Below are 20,819 nucleotides of genomic sequence, written 5' to 3'. Positions count from 1 at the left end.
GTGCAGTAGCCTGCGATACCGAACACTCAGCGCAGCTCATTGGAATTCACGTGTACCCGGGCGACGATTCCTTCCCGGGGACCAACGCCCTCCGGGAAAAGGGTCGGGAGGTGTGCAAGGCGGCGGTTGGAAAGCTCAACAAGGCAGCCGAGAACTACGTTCTGCTGCAGCAAAACGTTTACCCCAGCACCACCAGTTGGGATCGGGGCGATCGCCGGCTGGACTGCTTCATCGTGGTGGACTCGGGCAACACCATCAAGGAAGACCTCCTGCAGAAGTAGCCCGCCGGCTGCACTTGCATCCGACGGGCTACTTTCGGCCAGTCCCGTTCAGGCCGGGACGACAATCCTGCGGCGGGCGCTACTTCCTGCGGGGCGCTACTTCCTGCGGACTGTCAGCCCCGCACCCGCCGGCATGCCGCCGTCGGGTCCTGCCAGTGCCTCCAGCCCCTCAATGGTGAGTTCGTCGAGGTCAGCCGCAGTGTCCACCAGCACGGTGTCTCCGTCGGTGATTTCACCGGCAAGGATCTCCTTGGCCAGGCGGTCGCCGATTTCACGCTGGACCAGCCGGCGAAGTGGGCGTGCGCCGTACGCGGGATCGAAGCCGGACATAGCCAACCATGCCCTGGCTCCGTCCGACACCTCGAGGCTCAACCGGCGATCACGGAGCCGGTTGCTCAACTCGGCTACGTGCAGTTCCACGATCCTGGCCAGTTCTTCCACAGTCAGGGGATCGAAGAGCACGATCTCATCCAGGCGGTTCAGGAATTCCGGCTTGAACGATGCCTGCACCACTGCCATGACTGCATCACGCTTGGCCTTGGCATCCATGCCCGGGTCTACCAGGAACTGGCTGCCGGAGTTGGACGTGAGCACCAGAATGGTGTTGCGGAAGTCCACGGTGCGGCCTTGGCCGTCGGTGAGGCGGCCGTCGTCGAGCACCTGCAGAAGGATGTCAAAGACCTCGGGGTGGGCCTTCTCCACCTCGTCCAGCAACACCACGGAGTACGGCCTGCGCCGGACAGCCTCGGTGAGCTGGCCGCCTTCCTCGTAGCCGACGTATCCCGGAGGAGCACCCACCAGGCGGGCTACCGAATGCTTCTCGCTGTACTCGGACATGTCGATCCGGATCATGGCGCGTTCGTCGTCAAAGAGGAAGTCCGCCAAGGCCTTGGCCAGCTCCGTCTTGCCGACGCCGGTGGGGCCGAGGAACAGGAACGAGCCTGTGGGACGGTTGGGATCGCTGATGCCGGCACGGGCACGGCGCACGGCATCAGAGACTGCCTGCACAGCCTTGCTCTGTCCGATCAGGCGCTTTCCGAGTTCTTCTTCCATGTGCAGCAGCTTCTGCGATTCGCCTTGGAGCATGCGTCCGGCAGGGATGCCGGTCCAAGCGGAGATGACCTCGGCGATATCGTCAGCGGTGACGTCCTCAGCAACCATCAGCTCAGGCTTTGAGTCACTTCGCGCTGATTCCTCCTCAGCCGCGGCGCTCAGCTCACGTTCAAGGGCGGGCAGCTCTCCGTAGAGGATCCGCGAGGCCGACTCCAGATCGCCTTCGCGCTGGGACTTATCCGCGGCTGAACGGAGTTCATCGATCTTGGCCTTGAGGTCACCAACGCGGTTGAGTCCGGCTTTCTCTGCTTCCCAGCGCGCGTTCAAGGCACTGAGCTCTTCATTCTTGTCCGCTTTGTCCGCACGCAGGGCAGCCAGCCGCTCCACCGATGCAGGATCCGTCTCGCCCTGGAGAGCCAACTCCTCCATGGTCAAACGGTCCACAGCCCGTCGAAGCTGGTCGATTTCCTCCGGCGCGGAGTCGATCTCCATGCGCAGCCGGGATGCTGCCTCGTCCACGAGGTCGATGGCCTTATCAGGAAGCTGCCGACCAGAGATGTAGCGGTTCGACAGGGTTGCCGCTGCCACCAACGCCGAGTCCGCGATGGCCACTTTGTGGTGTGCCTCGTAGCGTTCCTTCAGTCCACGAAGGATGCCGATGGTGTCCTCCACGCTGGGCTCGCCGACATAGACCTGCTGGAAGCGCCGCTCAAGGGCGGGGTCCTTCTCAATGTTTTCCCGGTACTCGTCCAAGGTGGTGGCGCCGATGAGGCGCAGCTCGCCGCGGGCCAGCATTGGTTTGAGCATGTTGCCTGCATCCATGGCGCTCTCGCCCGTGGCACCTGCACCCACTACTGTGTGGATTTCGTCGATGAAAGTGACGATCTGCCCGTTGGAGTTCTTGATCTCCTCAAGGACAGCCTTAAGGCGTTCCTCAAACTCGCCGCGATACTTCGCCCCGGCCACCATGGAGGCGAGGTCCAAAGCAATGAGCGTCTTGCCGCGCAAGCTCTCCGGGACATCGCCGGCCACCATACGCTGAGCAAGACCCTCGACCACGGCTGTCTTACCAACGCCCGGCTCACCGATGAGTACAGGGTTGTTCTTTGTGCGACGGCTTAGCACCTGAACAACGCGGCGGATCTCGCTGTCACGGCCGATGACCGGGTCCAGCTTGCCCGAACGCGCTACCGCCGTAAGGTCCGTGCCGAACTTCTCCAGCGCCTGGAAGGTGTTCTCCGGGTCCGGGGAGTTGACATTCCTGTCTCCGCGGACACCCGGCAGGGCGGCGAGCAGCGCCTCATGGGAGGCCCCGGCGTCGCGCATTAACTTCCCCACCGCGTCACTTCCGGCCGAAAGGCCCAGCAGCAGATGTTCAGTGGAGACGAAGGAGTCGCCGAGCTTGTCGGCCTCGTTCTGGGCAGCCTGGATGGCCTGCACCGATTGGCGTGACATTTGGGCCTGCTGGACGGAACTTCCCGACGACGACGGGAGTGCCTTGATAGCGGAACTGGCCTGCACACTCACGGCATCCGGATCGGCTCCGGTGGCACGCAGAAGTGCCACGGCAACGCCTTCACGCTGGTCCATCAGCGCCTTCAACAGGTGCGCAGGCTCCAGCTGCGGGTTGCCGGCAGTGGAGGCATTCATGGCGGCCGCAGAAAGGGCCTCCTGGCTTTTGGTGGTGAATTTGACGTCCAAAGAGTGCTCCCTTTCTGGAGTGGATCCAATGCTTACAAAGTTGAGTCTACTACGCTCAACTTTGATTTTTGGTCCACTGGGTTCCATGTTTGCCCACGGCGAAACCAGTGTCCAGATAAAACCATGGCTATGTGAATAACAGGGGTCTACGATCAGGCTGTGACCGGGCGGAACGGCCTTCCCGCAGGCCCGGCAAAACTTCGAAAAAAGGAACCGACATGACAAAGTACATGGTGCTTTACACTGCTCCTCAGTCCGCAGAATCGGCGATGCAGGACAGCTCACCGGAGTCGGCGGCGGAAGGCATGAAGGTCTGGATGGACTGGGCGGAAAAGGCGGGCGACGGCATTGTCGACCTTGGCACGCCCCTGGGTGGGGGTAAAGAGATCGGCACTTCCGGAGTCTCGGATTCGGCCGCCGACGTAGCCGGTTACACCATCCTTCAAGCCGACAGCATGGACGCCGCGTTGGCACTCCTTGAAGGGCATCCACATCTGATGATGCCGGGAGCGTCCATCCAGGTTTATGAGGCACTGGACATCCCCGGGATGTAGGTATCGCACCAGTTCCCGCCTGCCGCGACCGTACTCATGGGCGCGGAAGGCGGGAACGGTTGCAGACGCTCCGCAGGGCAAAGAACACCCGTAGGCTGTGGCCATGGATACCATTTCAAGCCCGGAAGAACTCGAAGACCTCATAGGACTCCCCCTTGACCGCGTGCGGAAGAAGGTCCGTACTTCGCTCAGCGATTTCGATCGCCAGTGGCTGGCAGCCAGTCCTTTTTGCGTGCTTTCGACTACCGATGCGCTGGGCCGGGTAGACGCCTCGCCCAAGGGAGACCCTGCTGGATTCATCCACGTCCTGGATGAGCACACTGTTGCCATCCCGGAGCGCCCCGGAAACCGGCTGGCCTTCGGCTTCCACAACATCCTCGAGAACGCGAACGTCGGCATCTTGTCGGTCGTCCCGGGCCGGACGGACACCCTGCGGATCAACGGCACGGCACAGATTATCCGGGACGCAGACTTCTTCGATCACATGGTGGTCAAGGGGCACCGGCCCCGCGCAGCCGTGGTGGTTTCCGTAGAGGAAGTATTTACCCATTGCGGCAAGGCTTTCATGCGGAGTGGCCTGTGGCAGCCCGAAACCTGGGATCCGGAAGGCCTGCCCAGCATCGCGATCCTGGCACAGACCTACACCCAACCCGAGACACCGCTGGCAGACCTGGAGTCCTACTACGGACCGTCCTACGCCGAGAGGATGTACAAGGACTGACCGGCGCCTGACGGGCGGCGGATCTCAGGAGGGGTACACCGAGACCAGCGCGGACTTGACCACGAACCTCACGTCCATGCCCGGCACCAGGCCCAGATCGGCGGAGGCCGCAGGGGTGATGTCAGCCGAGAGGGCCTGTTCCGACGCACCGGAGCGTGCACGCACACGGATCTGGTCGCCGTGCGGCTCGAGGTCCGTGATGACCACAGGGAAGGAGTTGCGGGGACTTCCGTGCACCTCGCCCGGAAAGACGGAAACGCTCGACGGCGGGAAAGCGGCCACGCCTGCCTGACCGGGCAAGGGTGACCACTCGGGATCGTGCCTGCCGGCGAAGACCCGGCCATCCGGCGTCGTGATTCCCTCGCTGGTGAGGGTGCCGGTGACCAGGTTCAGCCCGGCCAACCCAGCGGCAAAGTGGCTTCTGGGCCGTTCGAGGACACGTCGGGTGGGGCCTTCTTCTGCGATGCTGCCGCTTTCGACCACAATGACGCGGTCGGCCAACATGTAGGCATCCAGGACGTCGTGCGTCACGATGATGGCTTTGCGATCCTGCAGCACCCGCTTGAGGACACGGCGCAACAGCGGGGCTGCGTGGATGTCCAACGCTGCCATGGGCTCGTCCAGGAGTAGGAGCTCGGGCTCGGCAGCGAGGGCACGGGCCACGGCAACGCGCTGCGCCTGACCGCCGGATAATTGAGCCGGTTTGCGGCCGGCCAAGGGCAACGCCTCCACTTCCGTCAGCCAGTGCTGCGCCGTTTCCCGGGCCGCCCTCTTCGAAGCCCCCGCGCTGCGCGGACCGAAGGCAACGTTGTCCAAGGCATTCAGATGGGGAAACAGGAGCGCGTCCTGCGCCAGCAAGGCAGTCCCCCTGAGGTGCGGCGGGCTCCACAGGCGAGTGCCGCCGTCGAGGTTGAACAAGGTCCTGTTGCTGTTCCCGTTCGTCGCCCCGCCCATGGTCGCCTTGCCGGAGTCGGGCCGCAGCAGGCCGGCGATGACCCCCAGAAGTGTCGACTTCCCGGCCCCGTTGGGCCCCAGGATGGCAACGGTCTCGCCGTCGCTGAGATTGAGGGACATGTGGAAGTTTCTGGCGGCGAGGCTGGCCTGGAATTCGAAGCTCATGGCTGGACCTCCACGGGCTTGTTGCGCTGCCTGTTGCCATAGCTGAGCCCCACCACGGCAACTGCTACCGCCACCAGGACCAGGGACAACGCGACGGCGGCATCGGCGTCGGTCTCACGCTGCAGATAGATTTCCAGCGGCAACGTCCGGGTTACCCCCTCCAGGCTTCCCGCGAAGGTCAGCGTGGCACCAAACTCGCCCAGGCTGCGCGCGAAGGACAAAACAGCGCCGGACGCCAGCCCTGGCAAAACCAGTGGAAGGGTGACACGACGAAGGACTGTTGTGGGCCGGGCCCCAAGCGTGGCTGCCACCGCTTCGTACTTGTTTCCGGCGGATCGCAGCGCCCCTTCAAGACTGACCACAAGGAACGGCAGGGCCACAAAGGTCTGGGCCAGGACCACCGCCGTAGTGGAAAACGCAATCTGGATCCCCGCGGCCTCCAATGGCTTACCCAAGAGGCCCTGCCGCCCGAAGGTGTACAGGAGGGCAATGCCCCCGACCACCGGAGGAAGAACCAGCGGTAAGAGCACAAACGCCCTGAGCAACCGCTGTCCGGGGAACTCGCCGCGGGCCAGTACCAAGGCCAGGGGCACTCCCAGCACGATGCAGAGCACAGTACTTGCAGCCGAGGTCCGCAAACTCAGGCCCAGCGCTGCCAGCGAGGATTCGGAGGTGATGAGGGGAATGAACTGCGGCCAGTTGACCTTGGCCAGCATCGCCACCAGTGGAAGGACCACCAGCAATCCCCCGACGCCGGCGATGACAAAGACCCACGACGGGATGCCGTGGTAGCTGGAGCCGATGCGTTTCATCACGATCCCCGGTTACGGCGTGCCGAAGCCGGCGTCGGCAAGGATCTTCCTGCCGTCGTCGCCCGTGACCATGGCAATGAAGGCAGCAGCCAGCTCCTTCTTCTTGCTGGTGCCAACGGCGGCAATCGGGTAGGTATTGACGGCCTTGTCCGATTCCGGGAAGGGGATGCCCTTGACCTTGCTGCCCGCTCCCTTGATATCCGTTACGTAGACCAGCCCCGCGTCCGCTTCCTGGGAGGTGACTTTGCCCAGGACATCGGTCACGGATGATTCCTCACTGACGGGGCTCAGGGTAGTTCCGGAGGCCTTTTCAACAGCCTCAGTGGCCGCTCCGCAAGGAACCTGGCTGGCGCAGGTCACCACCTTGACACCGGGTTTGGCCAGGTCAGCAAAGGAAGAGATCGACGCCGGATTGCCGGGTGGGACGGCGATCTCCAGGATGTTGGTGGCAAAGTTGACGGCGGTGCCTTCCACGAGCTGGGCGTCGGCAAGCTTGGTCATGTTCTTGGTGTCAGCGGAGGCGAACACGTCCGCGGGGGCGCCCTGCGAAATCTGCGTGACCAAGTCCGAGGAACCGGCGAAGCTCAGATTGACCTTGGTTCCGGGGTTCTTTGCCTCAAAGTCCTGGGCCAATTGAGTGAAGGTCGTTTTCAGGGACGCCGCTGCGAAAACAGTGATCTCGCCGGACAGCGGGGACGAGGCACCGGCTGAGGGGGCCGCAGGTGTTGAAATGTCCGCTGCACAGCCTGCGAGGGCCGTTGAGAGGGCGCCGGCAAGCAACAGTGCCATGAGTCTGAGTCGATGACCGGTGATGCTCATATGATGCTCTTTCCCTGCGGAGTCTCGATGATGACTGTGGTGGCCTTGACTACAGCGGTGGCTACCGATCCGAGCTCCAGCCCGAGCTCGCGCACGGCTTCACTGCTCATGAGTGACACCACCCGGAAAGGGCCGCATTGAAGCTCCACTTGCGCCATGACCTTGTCCGCGGTGATTCCTGTGACCAAGCCAACGAAGCGGTTCCGGGCCGAACTTCCAACCCGGGCGGGGTCATCCGGGAGATGGGACTGGTCGCGGGCAAGTGTTGCGAGTTCCAGGCCATCCACGGCAAGTCGCCCGGCCGGATCCTTCTGCGCGGTCAGCGTTCCGTTCTCGGTCCAGCGCCTGACGGTGTCGTCACTGACACCCAGGAAGCGGGCGGCCTCGGAGATTCGTATTTGCGGCATGGGACCAGTGTAGTTCCGTAAATGCGTCTTGACGGGGCTGATTTCTTCGCAATTCAATTATTACTGGGCACGCCCTCGGTTCCGGCGCAACCAGCACAGCGATGGGGAGGTACTGCGGCCGGGTTGCCGTACCCTTGGCGCCCGGCCCACCCGTTTGGCGTCACCGGCGCACCGTTACCCGCGCGAGGCAACCGTAAGCACTGGTGCGGTGGGCGCGAAGTGGTGCGCCGCCGTCGTCGTACTCTTCCTCATCGGGGCGCCCCGGGCTCTAGCCCCGACGGACCCGCCGCCGTACCCTGTTCTAGGGAGAGAGTCTTAGGCGCGAAGGAGCGTCCCATGGAATGGATTCGTCCGGACAACCCCAACTATGACGAGGCCCGGAAACTCTTCAATGCGATGATCGACCGCAGGCCGGCTGTCATCGCCAAATGCTCTGATCCCGCCGAGGTGGCTGAAGCCCTCAGCTACGCGCACAACCACAACCTCGACGTAGCAGTGAGATCCGGCGGGCATTCCGTGGCCGGCATGTCCACCAACGACGACGGCCTGGTCATCGACGTCCGTCCCATGAAGTCAATCAGCGTCAATACCGAAGCGAAGACCGCCACAGCCGGCGCCGGCCTCACCTGGGGCGAGTTCGACCGCGCTACCCAGCAATATGGCCTGGCCGTTACCGGCGGGCGCGCCTCCACCACGGGTGTTTCCGGATTCACCTTGGGCGGGGGCTCGGGGTGGCTGGAGCGCTCCTACGGTTTCGCCTGCGACAACCTGCTTTCGGTGGACCTCGTGACAGCGTCCGGGGAGCAGGTGACAGCCAGTCCAGGCGAGAACCCGGAGCTGTTCTGGGGACTTCACGGCGGCGGCGGGAACTTCGGCGTCGCAACATCCTTGACCTTCAAACTGCACGATCTTGGGCCAACAGTCATGGCCGGCCTGATGCTGTTCCCCGGCGAGGACGCCGCTGACTTGTCCCGGGCCTACCGGCAGATCGCCCTTGACGCTCCCGACGCCGTCGGCACGGCGCTGGTGTACCTCACCGCACCTCCGGAAGAGTTCATTCCCGAAGACATGGTGGGCAAAATGGCGATAGGGATGGCTTACCTCTATGCGGGAGACGTTGAAGCGGGCTTGGAGCATGCCCGGCCCTTCAAGGAGCTGGGCCCCTCAGTCGACCTGGTCTCCCCCATGGGTTATGCGGACTTCCAGTGCATGATCGACGACCCTCCGGATCTCTACAACTACTGGAGCGCCGACTACCACAATGAGCTCTCTGATGATGCGCTGGATCTTCTGGTGGACTCGGCGCAGCGGCTTCCCGGACCGAACTCCCAACAACTGGTGGCACGCTGGGGAGGAGCAGTGGGCGGGCCCGCAGCCGCGAACACACCGTTGCAGCATCGTGGCGCAGCATGGGTCAGTCACCCCTTCGGCCTGGCTGAAACGCCGGAGGGCGGGCAGGAAGCCAAGGCCTGGGTCAAGCAGTTCCGCCAGGATATTGCCCCGCACACCACGGGCGGGGTGTGGCTGAACTTCATCGGCGACGAAGGCCAGGACAGGATCATGGCGGCCTACGGAGAGCAGAACTATCGCAGGCTCTCCCTGGTCAAGCGCGAGTTCGATCCCGACAACGTGTTCCGCGGAAACCAGAACATCCTGCCCGCCCAGCACTGAGATCCCCACGCTCCTTCCCAGTTGCCGTGAACAGTTCGGACAGTGAAGCCCGGATTTCCGGGGCGGCAGCACGGCGGTAGACGTCCCGATGGCCGGCAACTGGGGAGGATCACTTGGGACTACACTTTGGCAATGGCCGTCTACATTGATCCGCCCCTATGGCCCGCACACGGGACCGTTTTTTCGCACTTGGTATCGGATTCATCACTGGATGAGCTTCATGCATTCGCCGCCGCTGCCGGGGTCCCGGACAGGGCATTCGACGGCGACCACTACGACGTCCCGGAACGCCGCTACGATGACCTCGTCCTCGCCGGTGCCATACCCGTGGAGGCCCGCATCCTGGTCCGCAAACTCATTGCAAGCGGCCTTCGGATCCCGGCGCGCGAACGGAGCAAAGCCCTCACGGTCCCGTTGATGGAGCGGTGGAACAGCACTCTCCCCGGCCACGAGGAGTTGGGGTTGGAACTGTTGGAACGCTGGGGTGAGGACGGCAGGAAGTACCATAGCCGCACCCACCTTTTGGCAGTTCTCGAGGCCCTCGACGTCCTGACCGAACCCGCCGTACCTGCCCGGACCGTCTCCTTGGCAGCATGGTTCCACGACGCTGTCTACGAAGGTGTGGCCGGCCAGGATGAGGAAGACTCAGCCGTGCTGGCGGAGGATCGGCTCTCGGCCGCGGGCCTCGCCCCTGCCGACGTGGCCGAGGTAGCCCGGCTCGTCAGGCTCACCTCCAACCACTCCCCGGAAGCGGATGACCATGCCGGGGCGCTCCTCTGCGACGCGGACCTCTCAGTCCTCGGCGGCGACCAGCAAGCCTATGCGCGCTACCTGGCCGCCGTCCGCGAAGACTACGCCCACGTCAGCGACGACGACTTCGCGAAGGGTCGTGCCGCCGTCGTGCGTCACCTCCTTGGCTTGGACCCGCTGTTCCATGGGGAACGAGCCAAAGGGCTCTGGCTCGACGCCGCGCGGCGCAACCTCACGGCGGAACTCGCGTGAGCGGTTCCCCGGGTGTGGCGGGGGTGCCCGGCGAGCCGGGCGAGCCTGGTGTGCCAGGCGAGCTTGGCGTGCCGCAGCGGCAACTTCCGTTCGCGGTCCGGTTTGAATGGGGGCTCGACGGCGCCCGTGCGGTAGTGCCCGGAGCCGACCTCGCGGTGGTGGTCGACGTCCTGTCCTTCACTACGTGTGTCAGTGTTGCGGTTGAGCGCGGGGCGATGGTGTTTCCCTATCCTCATCGGGACGCATCAGCGACTGATTTTGCGGCTCATCATCAGGCTTTGCTGGCCGGGCCGAGGAACACCGGGGGCTTGAGCCTTTCCCCTTCCAGCCTCCGCACTGCGGGCACGCTGGAGCGCGTGGTCCTCCCCTCCCCCAACGGTTCAACAATCAGCCATGAGCTCGCGGCATCGGCATCCAAGGTAGTGGCTGTCTCACTCCGAAACGCCGCCGCAACGGCCCGCTGGGTCCACGCCACCCTGCCCTTTGACGCCGTGATCGCCGTGATCGCAGCAGGTGAAAAATGGACGGACGGAGCGTTGCGGCCGTCGTTGGAGGATCAACTCGGTGCGGGCGCGTTCATTGCCGGCCTGGCAAATGCCGGGCGTGGCGGCCTTTCTCCCGAAGCTGAGATGGCTGCTGTTTCGTTCGGTGCCGCCCGACCCCGACTGACAGAAATGTTGCGCAGTTGCTCCAGCGGCCGGGAATTGATCGACGCCGGTTATGCCGAGGACGTCACTATTGCAGCGGAACTGGATGGCAGTTCTGTGGTGGCATTGCTGCTGAACGGGGCATTTCAGACGCCCTAGACTAGGAGGTATGACCTCCTACCTCCATGCCGATGCGAGCCCCGAGCTGCCCCTGGCGGTCCCCGACCTCGAACACGTCCTGGCAGTCCGTGGCGTCGGCGGCTACCGCCAGTACCGCATCCCTGCGCTCGCCGTCAGTATGCGGGGCACACTGCTGGCTGCCTACGACGGCCGGCCAAACCTGGACGACCTCCCCAACCCCATTGATCTCCTCCTGCGCCGCAGCACGGACAACGGGCTCACCTGGGGCCCTCAGCAGGTGGTTCGGACAGGGACCGGACTGCAGGGATTCGGTGATCCCAGCCTGCTGGTGGACGCCCGGACCGGACGCATCTTCATGTTCCACGCGGCCGGAACCCACGCCGGCTTCTTCGAGGCCGTCCCCGGTCTCGCGCCGGACGACGACATCCAGCACGCGGACGTCAGCTACTCAGACGACGACGGCGACACTTGGCAGCATCGTCGGCTCACCGCACAGCTCAAGTCGGCTCACCCCGGAATCAGCGGCCTGTTCGCGGCGGCAGGACAAGGAATCCACGTCCACACCGGACCGTTCAAGGGCAGGCTGGTTCAGCAGTACGTAGTTCTCGTGGAGGGGACCATCATGGCCGCCTCTGCGTTCAGCGACGACCACGGTGACACCTGGGTTTTGGGAAAATTGATCGGTGATGGCCCATCCGGGACCGGTCCCAACGAAAACAAGGTGGTGTGCCTGGACGACGGCCGGCTCCTGCTTCATTCCCGGGCGACGCCGTGCCGCCTATGGTCAATCTCGGAGGACGGCGGGCTGTCATGGAGCCCGCTTCAGCCGGTTGAAGATCTTCCCGATCCCAGCGACAACGGCTCGCTGACCCGCTTTGACGGGCAGCCGGGCATGCCACTCTCGGAACCCGGCACATCCCGTTGGCTGATCGCCAGCAACAACCAGGACCCGCACCTGCGCCGGAACACGGTACTCAGCCTCTCGCCCGACAACGGCGCCACCTGGCCGGCCAAGCTGGTGGTGTGCCCCGGAAGTTCGGCCTACTCCACGGCGACTCGCTTGCCCGACGGGAACATCGGGGTGTTGTATGAGCGGCAGGGCTACCGGGAGATCGTGTTCGCGTCCATCCCTGCGGAGCAGTTGACGAATCAGTTGGGAGGGTCTGGATCTGCTGATGGGGCAGGCCTTTCCTCCAATTGCCGGGCTGGCGCGGAACCCGGCGACGTGGTTTTCGACATGGAACTGCGATCCATCACCCCCGGCCGTCCTGTCGAATGGCAGAACGCAGGTGAATTCCATGTGGTTCCGTCTACCAGCGACGGCCAGTGGGACGTGCAAACGTGGAAGGAAATCGGCCAAGGCTACGCCGGAAACCAGGTCCTCGGCACCCGTGAAGCCCAAGACCTCAACTACGGACCTATCATTTCCGGCTACAAAGCCGGGGACATCCTCGCGTTCACCGGGCGGGTCCGCAACGGCGGCACCCGGGCGATGACCGGCGTCGTACTTCACGGACCGCACACCAACCATGCCGACTTCCCGCCCGCAAACCTGCTGCCGGGCAAGCACCTCCTGTACTTCACGCCGACCTACACCGTCACGGACGAGGATCTTGACCGGAGCACGCTGGAAGTCGCGTTCACGCTGGAGGCCGACGGCGGGGCCGTGCGTGTGGTGCGACGGTTTAGTTTCGATCTGCGCACCGGTGCCGTGGAGACCTCTTAGCGGTAGGTGCTTCCTAGCGGTAGGTGCTGACGAACGGCTGGTTGGTCGGCACAATCTGCTTGCCCAGCGGCATCAAGGACACCGGGATCAACTTCAGGTTGGCGATGGCCAGCGGGATCCCGATGATGGTGATGGCCATGGCAAAGGCGGTGACCACGTGGCCGATCGCGATCCAGATACCCGCAACGAGCAGCCAGATCACGTTGCCGAGGAGAGCGAACACCCCTGCACCGCCCGGCTTCTCCACCACCATTTGACCGAAGGGCCACAGGCAGTAGGCACCGATCCGGAACGACGCGATGCCCCACGGGATGGTCACAATGAGCACGCAGCAAATAATGCCGGCCGCGAAGTAACCCAAAGCCAGCCAGAACCCACCGAAGACAAGCCAGATGATGTTAAGGAGCGTTTTCATAGTCCCCATTCTCCACTGTGGGGCTGACAAAAAGCCTAGGGGTCTGCCCTGAATCTTCCCTTAACTAATCCGGCGTTCCACTGCCCGCTAAGCCAGGAGCTCATCCAGCTTGTCGAACGAGGTTCCCCAGCCGTCACGGGTCATGTCCACCCACTCCTGGGATTCGAAAGGGCCCTGCGTGACATTCATGCGCGTGCGGCCGTTGAGGTCTTCGAATTCCAAGCGCATCTCCTCGAATTCGTGGTCGGCATCCGGAGCGGCCTTGGCCTTGGCCACCAGGAGGACCGGGGGTTCCAGCTCCGAGATCACAGCTTCGATGGGTGCCTCCTGCTCGCCGTTCTCATCCGACCACACCATGACCACCTGCCAGATGCCGCCCACCCGCGGCTCAACAATGATTTTCTCGCGGGGCGCCTCCACCTCCACGGGGCCAAACCACTGTGCGAGCTTGTCCGGATCCATCCATGCGTCGAAAACCTTCTCGCGAGGGGCGTCAAACTCACGGCTCATGGTCAGGGTGAAGTGTTCGGTGCTCATTGCTTGACTCCTGGTTTTCGTGGTTTCCGGTGAATCGGGATGTTGGAAGCGATTCTATGGGGTGCCAGTGACAGCTATACGCTCTCCCACATCCCCGCCGGATCCCACCATCCCTCTCCCACTAAACCGTAGGTTTCCACCATCCCTCTCCCACATCCCAACGGGACGTGAGAGAGGATCGCCAGAAAACCAACGGGACGTGAGAGAGGATCAGGCCTTGGCGGCTTGGACGAACGCGCGGATCCTGGCCAGGTCCTTAACCCCGCGGGAAGACTCCACGCCCGATGACACGTCAACTCCCCAGGCGCCGGCCGCGGTTGCCGCAAAGGCCACGTTGCCGGACTCCAGCCCGCCGGCGAGCAGCCACTCGCGGCCATCAAGCCCCTTCGCCCGGACAGAAGCGTAGTCCCAGGACTCCCCCGACCCCGGCACGGCGGCATCAACCAGGAAGAGCTCCTCGCCCAGATCGGCGAACTCGTCTTCAGGGGCACCCATGGTGACGGCCCTGATGAGCCGCATCCCGGCGTCGTGCACTGTCTTTACGTCCTCGGCCGTGCGGTGACCATGGAGCTGAACCCACTCGAGGCCTGCCGCTCGGGCTGTTTCAACGGCATCAGCGGCAGATTCGTGCCGAAAAACCCCCACGGGATGGACCCCGGCCGGCACCAAGGGAAGCAGGATTCGGACCTGTTCCGGGCTGACTTCGCGCGGGCTGGCGGTAAGGACGAATCCCACCGCATCCGCACCGGCGTCGACGGCCTCACTAAGGGATTCCGGCGTGCTCAATCCGCACACTTTGACGAACATTCCCGTGCCTCCAGCCAAACTCGCAACGTTTTCCACATATGACGTTAGCAAGCCGGAATGCGAACGCAGAAGCTATGTCCACCACTAGGCTGGTCGGATGGAGATCATTCGCTTTGCCGACATCCGTCCCGAGCCGTGGCGCAACGGCGGTGGGGTGACGCGCGAACTCGCCAGCCATCCCAAGGCAGCATCAGCCCAGGACGGGGCATGGGACTGGCGCGTCAGCATCGCCGACGTCTCCAAAGCCGGCGATTTCTCCGTCTTTCCCGGTATGGAGCGGGTTATCACCATCATCGACGGCGAACTGCTGCTGCTCTCCGTGGACGGCTCGGAGCACCCGCTGGAGAAGTATCGGCCCTTCCGTTTCTCGGGCGAGGCTTTGTCGTCGGCCACGCTTCCTACCGGGGACATCCGGGATCTGAACGTCATTGCACGCGAGGGCGCCTTCAAGGGCTACACGTCCATTGTGGAGATCTCGAAGAAGCGGGCCCACCCAGTGTTCGACGGCCAGCTTGCTGTTCTGCTTGAAGGCAAGGCCACCGTCGCACCTGGCGCGGTCGCGGAGGCTACGTCAACTGTGGAGGAAGAGTCCGACGGCGACGCCCCGGCACCCAGCGCAGCCGAGCCTGTTGAGCTCTCACGGTATGACGCCGTGGTCGGCTCCGATACCCGCAGCCCGGAAATCTCGGGCCGCGGCTTCATCGCGGTCATCTCAATCGACCACTTGGAAGCCCACGCCTAGGTTGGTGACGTTAGCCACCAGAAGTGGCCACCGCGTGCAGTAGTTGCTAGCCTGAAATGAAGGTTCCGCTCTGGAACCTCCGGACGACGGTTCAGTACCCGGAACGCGACAAGACTGGCCAAAGGAAATGTCATGTCGTGGATAATTCTCATTCTTTCCGGAGCTCTCGAGGCCGTGTGGGCCGCAGCGCTCCACCGTTCCAAAGGCTTCCGTAAACCCGTACCTACCGTCGTGTTCCTGGTGTCGGTCATTGCCAGCATGGCAGGACTCGCCATCGCCATGCAGTCCATCCCCACGGGCACTGCTTACGCAGTGTGGGTAGGCGTCGGCGTCGTCCTGACTGCCACGTACGCGATGGTCACCAAGGTTGAACGCGCGACGACGGCCCGGCTGCTTCTGCTTGCGGGCATCGGCGCATGCGTGGTCGGTCTGAAGGTGGTGGCATAGCCATGACTGCAAACACCAAGAACACCGGCAACGGGATTTTCTGGATCATCCTCCTGGCCTCGGCTCTGCTCGAAGCCGTCTGGGCCACGGCATTGGGCCTGTCCAACGGCTTCACACAACTCATGCCCACGGTGGTCTTCGCAATCACCGCAGTCTTGAGCATGCTCGGACTGGGCATCGCTGTGAAGCGCATCCCCCTTGGTACCGCCTACGCAGTGTGGGTGGGTATCGGCGCTGCATTGACGGTTGGCTGGGCCATGCTCACGGGTGTGGAATCCGCGAGCCCGCTGAAGCTGCTGTTCATCGCGGGAATCGTGGGCTGTGCTGCCGGTTTGAAGGCCCTGCCTGCCGATAAGCCTGCAGCCAACGCCGAGTAGCTTCCCCCGGTCGCTCCGTTTCGATGGCTAGCAGCGCATTAGACGTCTCCTACCATCGAGTGAGCAGCGAACCATCGAATCGGTCGGACCGCCCCAGCTAACCCACGTCCACTCCCCCAGCAGGAATACCGTCCGCCTTCATCGGGTTCACGCCAACAAAGGGCTCTTGGAACACCTACGCGCATTGGAGTAGTTAATGACTGCAGTTCAGCTTGGCGACGGCCTCAAGGTCAGCCCCCTCGGCTTCGGCGGAATGGCACTTACCCCTGTCTATGGGGGAATCGAGCCCGAGGAAGGCTTGAACACACTCAGGCATGCGGTGGACGCGGGCATCACGTTCATCGATACCGCAGATGTGTACGGCGCGGGCAGCAACGAGGAACTCGTGGGCAGGCTCTTGAAAGAGCGGCGCGACGAGATCCAAGTGGCCACGAAGTTCGGAATTGAGGGCAACCCCGCGGACGGGTACACGGGTGTCCGCGGGGATGCGCCCTACATCAGGCAAGCGGCGGAAGCGAGCCTCCGCCGCCTGGGCACTGACGTGATTGACCTCTACTACATGCACCGCCGTGACCTCCGCGTTCCGATAGTGGAAACCGTGGAGGCTATGGCGGAGCTGGTCCGAGAGGGCAAGGTCCGGCACCTCGGATTATCGGAAGTGACAGCCGAGGAGCTCAGGCAGGCCAACGCTGTCCATCCCATTGCCGCGGTCCAGAGCGAGTGGTCGATCTGGAGCAGGGATGTTGAGCTCAACGTTGTACCTGCAGCCAAGGAACTTGGCGTTGGGTTTGTGCCTTATTCGCCTCTGGGCCGCGGATTCCTTACGGGAACCGTCAGCTCGGGCGACCTTGGAGAAAATGACTTCCGCCATAAGATCCCCCGCTTTGGTGAAGAGGCACTTGATGCGAACCAGGCCGTGGTGGCCGCGGTCCGCGAGGTAGCCAGCGGGCTGGATGCAACTCCGGCCCAGGTAGCCCTGGCTTGGCTGTTTGCCCAAGGTCAGCGCCTCGGGATTTCCGTGGTTCCCATCCCCGGCACGCGTAAAACGCATCGGATCGACGAGAACCTTGGAGCACTGTCCCTGCAACTGGGAACAGCGCAGCTTGAGAAGCTCGACCAAGCTGCGGCCGCCGTCGTGGGTTCACGCTCTGCTGACCCGAACTGGGTTTCACAGGGCCGCGAAGCCAACAACGTAGGCTGATGCGCATGGATTCGCTTATTCACTCATTGCGTGAGGTCACCATCCGCAGCATCTCGGTCAGCGAGATGAACAACAACGTGTACCTGCTGACCTCAAAGTCCACGGGTGCGCAGTTGTTGATCGATGCTGCCGACGACCTTCCGGCCATTCGGCAGCTCCTCGAAGACAGCACCGCAGATTCCCAGGTTGAAACCAAGTTGGCCAGGATCGCCACCACCCACCAGCACTGGGATCACGTCCGGGCCCTGGCTGAGCTGGTGGAAGTCACCGGCGCAAGCACCTCAGCGGGAGCGGACGACGCCGATGCGTTGCCGGTTCCGGTGGATGTCCGGCTTGGTCACGGCGACGTTGAGCGGTTCGACGACCTTGAGGTCAGGGCAATCCACTTGCGCGGACACACCCCGGGCTCGATCGCTTTCGTGTACCAGGATCCGGACGGGCCGGCCCACATTTTCAGTGGGGACTCGTTGTTTCCGGGAGGCGTCGGCAACACACAGAACGATTCCGAACGTTTCACTTCTCTGTTGAACGACGTTTCGGAGCGACTGTTCGACGCATATCCGGACGAAACCCTGGTGCACCCGGGCCATGGGATGCCCACGACCCTCGGCGCCGAGCGGCCACACCTTGAGGAGTGGCGCGCCCGAGGCTGGTGATTGCGGGGCCTGCTCTGCGTCCCAAACCCAAGGAATAGCGCGCAGAGCGGGCCTCACAAACGCGAGACTCAAACTTGCGGGGCCTGCTCTGCGTCCCAAACCCCGGGAATAGAGCGCAGAGCGGGCCTCACAACGTGAAGTTAGCGGCCGCGACGCTCGTTCGATGCCGGTGCCGATGCGCGGCGGGGACCGCTGCGTGCCGGACGACCTGCACCGGATCCACCGCGGCCGGAGTTGCCGGAGGCACCCGAACCGTAGGATCCACCGGACGTAGCGCCCGTTGCAGAAGACCAAACAGCCTTGTTCCCACCGGTGCGGGTGCTGGTGGTGGATGCCGTGCGCGGAGCTGAAGCTGAGCGCTGGCCGGTAGCCGGACGCCCGCTGCGACCGTTCTGCCCCTGCGAGCCGGGAACGTCATTGCGGTGAGTGGAAGCGGACTTGCCGCGACCACGGGGGCTGCGGGCGACGTCGTCGTTCATTGCTGCGCGACGCTCAGCGCGGTTGACGTCCGTGCGAACCGGCTCAGCCGCGACCTTGCCGCGTCCGTTGCGACCGCCACGGCCACCAGCAGTAGGAGCAGCCTGCGTGGAACGGCGTGCGCGCTTGCGCTGGGCGTTGGCGCCGGTGGACGTGCCGCCACCCTGCTGGGTCTTCGCAGCGAGGAGGGCCGCACGGGTGCGGGGATCAACCTTGTCCGCGATGTCGCCTACGAGCTTCGAAACCAGGGGTGAGCTGGCGGTGACGCGTTCAAACGAAACGTCGACGCCGGCAGCCTTCATGAGCTTCTTGACGTCGCTCTGCTGCTCGGGAAGCGTCAGGGTGACCACGGTGCCATCGGAACCGGCGCGGGCCGTACGGCCTGAGCGGTGCAGGTAGGCCTTGTGCTCTGTGGGCGGGTCCACGTGGATGACGAGCTCGACGTCGTCAACGTGCACGCCGCGGGCTGCGACGTCGGTAGCCACCAGGACGCGAACGTCACCGTTGGAGAACTCGGCAAGGTTGCGGTCGCGGGCGTTCTGCGACAGGTTGCCGTGAAGGTCGACGGCGGGAATGCCGGCGTCGGTGAGGGTCTTGGCAAGCTTGCGGGCGTGGTGCTTGGTCCGCATGAAGAGGACGCGGCGGCCGGCGCCGGAGGCCAGTTCAACAATGAGCTGCTTCTTGACGGTCTGGTCGTTGACCACCAGGACGTGGTGTTCCATGGTGGTGACAGCGGCCTGGGGATCGTCCACGGAGTGCGTCAGCGGGTTGGAAAGGTAACGGTTGACCAGCTTGTCAACACCGTTGTCCAACGTTGCGGAGAAGAGCAGGCGCTGACCCTGGGTGGGGGTCATGTCCATGAGCTTCTTGACGACCGGGAGGAAGCCGAGGTCAGCCATGTGGTCTGCCTCGTCCAGGACGGTGACCTCAACAGCTTCGAGGGTCAGGATGCGCTGGCGGATCAGGTCTTCGAGGCGGCCCGGGCAGGCGATGACGATGTCGACGCCGGCGCGCAGCGCCTTTTCCTGGCGTGCCTGGGAGATGCCGCCGTAGATGACCGTGGTGTTCAGGCCCATGGCCTTGGCAAGCGGCTCGATGGTGGCGTTGATCTGTGTTGCCAGTTCACGCGTCGGCGCAAGGACGAGGCCCATGGGGCGGCCGGGCTTGCGGAAGTGCTTTGCTTCGCGCTCGGCCAAGCGGGCCACGAGCGGGATGGCGAAAGCGATGGTCTTGCCGGAGCCGGTGCGGCCCCGGCCCAGGACGTCGCGGCCTGCGAGCGTATCCGGGAGGGTCTTCACCTGGATGGGGAATGCCTCTTCGATGCCATCTGCGGCGAGGGATTCGGCAATGGGCTTGGGCGTGCCAAGGGCAGCAAAAGTAGTCATAAACTTCATGTCTTTCGGGCGGTGTCCAATTGCGGACATCGGCCCCCGACGCCGGTTGGGCCAGGGGTTCGCCGAGGAAAAGTCAGGTGGTCTACCGATTCGCTTCAACAGCGGTGGCCGGGACCAAATAGAACGCGTTCATCGACGCAGGATGTGCCTCTCACATGAAAAATGCCCCGCCGCGCAGCCTTTCAGGCCACCTGCTTCAGGGCGTCACCGCACATCAAGTGTTCCTAGCTTAGCAGTCTTTCTCCTGCGGGCCCGCATCGGCGCTGGTCAGGCTCCCGCTGCGGGGCCCGATCTGCACCCTCCCGGGCACAAATACCCCGCAGACCAGGCCCCACAACCAACCCCCACACCTTGCGAGGCCCACTCTGCACCCTCCCGGGCACAAATACCCCGCAAAGCAGGCCCCACAACCAACCCCCACACCTTGCGGGGCCTGATCTGCACCCTCCCAGGCACAAATACCCTGCAAAGCAGGCCCCACAACCAACCCCCACACCTTGCGAGGCCCACTCTGCACCCTCCCGGGCACAAATACCCCGCAAAGCAGGCCCCACAACCAACTGCCATAAAGGGGTCAGGCGTGGTGCGTGAGTTCGGATTTGGCGTCGGGTGTACTTGCTTCGGCAGGGGTAGCGCCCTGCCGAGCGCCCTGACGAGCGCCCTGACGAGCGCCCTGCCGAGCGCCCGCCCGGGCAGCGACCCGCGGCGCAATAACAACCCCGACGACGGCGATAACCGCCGTGAGTGCGAAGACCCCCGCAAACGGGTTCGTCGTAAATGCCGCGAACACCAGCCCCGTAAGTGCGAGGGAGAGTGCGCCGCCGAGGGAGTCGGAAATGGACATGGCTGCACTGTTGAAGCCTTGGTTTTCCTCGCTGGAGAGCGCCAAGGTCATCACGGAGAGCCGCGGATACATAAGGCCCATCCCGGCGCCGGCAAGGATCCACCCGCCAACTGCCACAGCCGCGGGCAGGGCAAACGCGGCCGTCACCAGCGTGGAGATGACGGCCACCAACACCAGCGCAGCTCCGATCTTCACGGCGAGATCGTCAGCCAAGCGGGCACCCAGCCGGCCTTGGATTGCGGACGCCCCCGCCCAGGCCAACGCAGCA

Annotated in this window: 21 protein-coding genes, 1 pseudogene and 1 riboswitch; of the genes and pseudogenes, 12 read left to right on the top strand and 10 right to left on the bottom strand. The window is 63.9% G+C overall.

Features of this window, described 5'->3' with window-relative positions; translation table 11 throughout:
* A partial coding sequence (locus HP499_RS06690; protein ID WP_172323133.1) for a septum formation family protein occupies positions 1 to 281 on the top strand: 281 nt, incomplete at its 5' end.
* A 96-nt stretch (positions 282 to 377) separates the two neighbouring features.
* Here the strand turns inward: HP499_RS06690 and clpB are convergent.
* Entirely contained in the window at positions 378 to 3,035 is a 2,658-nt protein-coding gene (gene clpB / locus HP499_RS06685; RefSeq protein ID WP_172323132.1) for an ATP-dependent chaperone ClpB, read from the bottom strand.
* 218 nt (positions 3,036 to 3,253) lie between these two features.
* On the opposite strand from clpB, the gene HP499_RS06680 reads away from it, so the two are divergent.
* Both HP499_RS06680 and HP499_RS06675 read left to right on the top strand, forming a co-directional pair.
* Positions 3,254 to 3,589: a hypothetical protein gene (locus HP499_RS06680; protein WP_172323130.1), complete on the top strand. Its 336-nt coding sequence runs from the start codon at positions 3,254 to 3,256 to the stop codon at positions 3,587 to 3,589.
* 103 nt (positions 3,590 to 3,692) lie between these two features.
* A complete protein-coding gene (locus tag HP499_RS06675) occupies positions 3,693 to 4,310 on the top strand; it encodes an MSMEG_1061 family FMN-dependent PPOX-type flavoprotein (protein WP_172323128.1) in 618 nt (205 codons plus the stop codon).
* A gap of 24 nt (positions 4,311 to 4,334) precedes the next feature.
* On the opposite strand, the gene HP499_RS06670 is transcribed toward HP499_RS06675, so the two are convergent.
* Genes HP499_RS06670 through HP499_RS06655 form a run of 4 tightly spaced genes read right to left on the bottom strand, consistent with a single transcriptional unit; the run spans position 4,335 to position 7,467 of the window.
* The gene (locus tag HP499_RS06670; protein WP_172323126.1) at positions 4,335 to 5,429 is read right to left on the bottom strand and encodes a sulfate/molybdate ABC transporter ATP-binding protein; all 1,095 of its coding nucleotides are present in this window, start codon (positions 5,427 to 5,429) and stop codon (positions 4,335 to 4,337) included.
* Positions 5,426 to 6,241, bottom strand: a complete 816-nt coding sequence (locus HP499_RS06665; RefSeq protein ID WP_216659803.1) for an ABC transporter permease — start codon at positions 6,239 to 6,241, stop codon at positions 5,426 to 5,428. Before HP499_RS06665 ends, HP499_RS06670 begins: the two co-directional genes overlap by 4 nt.
* 12 nt (positions 6,242 to 6,253) lie before the next feature.
* Positions 6,254 to 7,060, bottom strand: coding sequence for a molybdate ABC transporter substrate-binding protein (gene modA / locus HP499_RS06660; RefSeq protein WP_172323122.1), 807 nt, complete (start codon positions 7,058 to 7,060; stop codon positions 6,254 to 6,256).
* Positions 7,057 to 7,467 carry a molybdopterin-binding protein gene (locus HP499_RS06655; RefSeq protein ID WP_172323120.1) on the bottom strand — a complete coding sequence of 137 codons (411 nt, stop codon included), beginning with the start codon at positions 7,465 to 7,467 and terminating at the stop codon, positions 7,057 to 7,059. Before HP499_RS06655 ends, modA begins: the two co-directional genes overlap by 4 nt.
* A 336-nt stretch (positions 7,468 to 7,803) precedes the next feature.
* On the opposite strand from HP499_RS06655, the gene HP499_RS06650 reads away from it, so the two are divergent.
* The 4 genes from HP499_RS06650 to HP499_RS06635 all read left to right on the top strand — a co-directional run bounded on the left by HP499_RS06650 (position 7,804) and on the right by HP499_RS06635 (position 12,654).
* On the top strand, positions 7,804 to 9,138 hold the full coding sequence (locus HP499_RS06650) for an FAD-binding oxidoreductase (RefSeq protein WP_172323118.1): 1,335 nt from the start codon (positions 7,804 to 7,806) through the stop codon (positions 9,136 to 9,138).
* Between the two features lie 132 nt (positions 9,139 to 9,270).
* A complete protein-coding gene (locus HP499_RS06645) occupies positions 9,271 to 10,140 on the top strand; it encodes a DUF4031 domain-containing protein (protein WP_172323116.1) in 870 nt (289 codons plus the stop codon).
* A gap of 50 nt (positions 10,141 to 10,190) precedes the next feature.
* On the top strand, positions 10,191 to 10,946 hold the full coding sequence (locus tag HP499_RS06640) for a 2-phosphosulfolactate phosphatase (protein WP_375154244.1): 756 nt from the start codon (positions 10,191 to 10,193) through the stop codon (positions 10,944 to 10,946).
* Positions 10,947 to 10,956: 10 nt separating this feature from the next.
* A complete protein-coding gene (locus tag HP499_RS06635; RefSeq protein ID WP_172323114.1) occupies positions 10,957 to 12,654 on the top strand; it encodes an exo-alpha-sialidase in 1,698 nt (565 codons plus the stop codon).
* 13 nt (positions 12,655 to 12,667) lie between these two features.
* On the opposite strand, the gene HP499_RS06630 is transcribed toward HP499_RS06635, so the two are convergent.
* From HP499_RS06630 to HP499_RS06620, 3 genes are all read right to left on the bottom strand, one after another.
* Positions 12,668 to 13,069 (bottom strand): YccF domain-containing protein, encoded by a 402-nt coding sequence (locus tag HP499_RS06630; RefSeq protein WP_011776159.1) that lies wholly within the window; start codon positions 13,067 to 13,069, stop codon positions 12,668 to 12,670.
* Between the two features lie 87 nt (positions 13,070 to 13,156).
* Positions 13,157 to 13,606 (bottom strand): SRPBCC domain-containing protein, encoded by a 450-nt coding sequence (locus HP499_RS06625; protein WP_172323112.1) that lies wholly within the window; start codon positions 13,604 to 13,606, stop codon positions 13,157 to 13,159.
* 210 nt (positions 13,607 to 13,816) lie between these two features.
* Positions 13,817 to 14,413 (bottom strand): phosphoribosylanthranilate isomerase, encoded by a 597-nt coding sequence (locus HP499_RS06620; RefSeq protein ID WP_172323110.1) that lies wholly within the window; start codon positions 14,411 to 14,413, stop codon positions 13,817 to 13,819.
* 97 nt (positions 14,414 to 14,510) lie between these two features.
* Between HP499_RS06620 and HP499_RS06615 the strand changes: the two genes are divergently transcribed.
* The 5 genes from HP499_RS06615 (at position 14,511) to HP499_RS06595 (ending at position 17,836) form a co-directional block, all read left to right on the top strand.
* Positions 14,511 to 15,155 carry a HutD family protein gene (locus tag HP499_RS06615; protein ID WP_172323108.1) on the top strand — a complete coding sequence of 215 codons (645 nt, stop codon included), beginning with the start codon at positions 14,511 to 14,513 and terminating at the stop codon, positions 15,153 to 15,155.
* 57 nt (positions 15,156 to 15,212) lie between these two features.
* Positions 15,213 to 15,278: riboswitch (guanidine-III (ykkC-III) riboswitch) on the top strand.
* Positions 15,279 to 15,287: 9 nt separating this feature from the next.
* Positions 15,288 to 15,602: a multidrug efflux SMR transporter gene (locus HP499_RS06610; RefSeq protein ID WP_172323106.1), complete on the top strand. Its 315-nt coding sequence runs from the start codon at positions 15,288 to 15,290 to the stop codon at positions 15,600 to 15,602.
* A 2-nt stretch (positions 15,603 to 15,604) separates the two neighbouring features.
* A complete protein-coding gene (locus HP499_RS06605) occupies positions 15,605 to 15,979 on the top strand; it encodes a multidrug efflux SMR transporter (RefSeq protein ID WP_216659802.1) in 375 nt (124 codons plus the stop codon).
* A 196-nt stretch (positions 15,980 to 16,175) separates the two neighbouring features.
* Positions 16,176 to 17,180, top strand: a complete 1,005-nt coding sequence (locus HP499_RS06600) for an aldo/keto reductase (protein WP_172323104.1) — start codon at positions 16,176 to 16,178, stop codon at positions 17,178 to 17,180.
* Positions 17,181 to 17,185: 5 nt separating this feature from the next.
* Complete coding sequence (locus tag HP499_RS06595; RefSeq protein WP_172323102.1) at positions 17,186 to 17,836, top strand: MBL fold metallo-hydrolase; 651 nt, start codon at positions 17,186 to 17,188, stop codon at positions 17,834 to 17,836.
* A 140-nt stretch (positions 17,837 to 17,976) separates the two neighbouring features.
* Here the strand turns inward: HP499_RS06595 and HP499_RS06590 are convergent, their stop codons facing one another.
* Both HP499_RS06590 and HP499_RS06585 read right to left on the bottom strand, forming a co-directional pair.
* Positions 17,977 to 19,698 (bottom strand): DEAD/DEAH box helicase, encoded by a 1,722-nt coding sequence (locus HP499_RS06590; RefSeq protein WP_172323100.1) that lies wholly within the window; start codon positions 19,696 to 19,698, stop codon positions 17,977 to 17,979.
* 583 nt (positions 19,699 to 20,281) lie between these two features.
* A pseudogene (locus HP499_RS06585) lies at positions 20,282 to 20,819 on the bottom strand (MFS transporter); the annotation flags it as partial.

Origin of the sequence: Paenarthrobacter sp. CM16 (assembly GCF_013179505.1) — a bacterium.
Classification (GTDB): Bacteria; Actinomycetota; Actinomycetes; order Actinomycetales; family Micrococcaceae; genus Arthrobacter.
Note: the sequence above shows the minus strand (reverse complement) of the source record. Positions and strands in the feature narration are given on the sequence as shown.

Excerpts from the sequence above, each read along its gene's own strand:
- modA (WP_172323122.1), bottom strand. The coding sequence starts at position 7,060 with ATGAGCATCACCGGTCATCGACTCAGACTCATGGCACTGTTGCTTGCC.
- HP499_RS06675 (WP_172323128.1), top strand. The coding sequence starts at position 3,693 with ATGGATACCATTTCAAGCCCGGAAGAACTCGAAGACCTCATAGGACTC.
- HP499_RS06650 (WP_172323118.1), top strand. The coding sequence starts at position 7,804 with ATGGAATGGATTCGTCCGGACAACCCCAACTATGACGAGGCCCGGAAA.
- HP499_RS06655 (WP_172323120.1), bottom strand. The coding sequence starts at position 7,467 with ATGCCGCAAATACGAATCTCCGAGGCCGCCCGCTTCCTGGGTGTCAGT.
- HP499_RS06595 (WP_172323102.1), top strand. The coding sequence starts at position 17,186 with ATGGATTCGCTTATTCACTCATTGCGTGAGGTCACCATCCGCAGCATC.
- HP499_RS06635 (WP_172323114.1), top strand. The coding sequence starts at position 10,957 with ATGACCTCCTACCTCCATGCCGATGCGAGCCCCGAGCTGCCCCTGGCG.
- HP499_RS06600 (WP_172323104.1), top strand. The coding sequence starts at position 16,176 with ATGACTGCAGTTCAGCTTGGCGACGGCCTCAAGGTCAGCCCCCTCGGC.
- HP499_RS06645 (WP_172323116.1), top strand. The coding sequence starts at position 9,271 with ATGGCCGTCTACATTGATCCGCCCCTATGGCCCGCACACGGGACCGTT.
- HP499_RS06605 (WP_216659802.1), top strand. The coding sequence starts at position 15,605 with ATGACTGCAAACACCAAGAACACCGGCAACGGGATTTTCTGGATCATC.
- HP499_RS06680 (WP_172323130.1), top strand. The coding sequence starts at position 3,254 with ATGACAAAGTACATGGTGCTTTACACTGCTCCTCAGTCCGCAGAATCG.
- HP499_RS06670 (WP_172323126.1), bottom strand. The coding sequence starts at position 5,429 with ATGAGCTTCGAATTCCAGGCCAGCCTCGCCGCCAGAAACTTCCACATG.
- HP499_RS06610 (WP_172323106.1), top strand. The coding sequence starts at position 15,288 with ATGTCGTGGATAATTCTCATTCTTTCCGGAGCTCTCGAGGCCGTGTGG.
- HP499_RS06630 (WP_011776159.1), bottom strand. The coding sequence starts at position 13,069 with ATGAAAACGCTCCTTAACATCATCTGGCTTGTCTTCGGTGGGTTCTGG.
- HP499_RS06620 (WP_172323110.1), bottom strand. The coding sequence starts at position 14,413 with ATGTTCGTCAAAGTGTGCGGATTGAGCACGCCGGAATCCCTTAGTGAG.
- HP499_RS06665 (WP_216659803.1), bottom strand. The coding sequence starts at position 6,241 with ATGAAACGCATCGGCTCCAGCTACCACGGCATCCCGTCGTGGGTCTTT.
- HP499_RS06615 (WP_172323108.1), top strand. The coding sequence starts at position 14,511 with ATGGAGATCATTCGCTTTGCCGACATCCGTCCCGAGCCGTGGCGCAAC.
- HP499_RS06625 (WP_172323112.1), bottom strand. The coding sequence starts at position 13,606 with ATGAGCACCGAACACTTCACCCTGACCATGAGCCGTGAGTTTGACGCC.
- HP499_RS06590 (WP_172323100.1), bottom strand. The coding sequence starts at position 19,698 with ATGACTACTTTTGCTGCCCTTGGCACGCCCAAGCCCATTGCCGAATCC.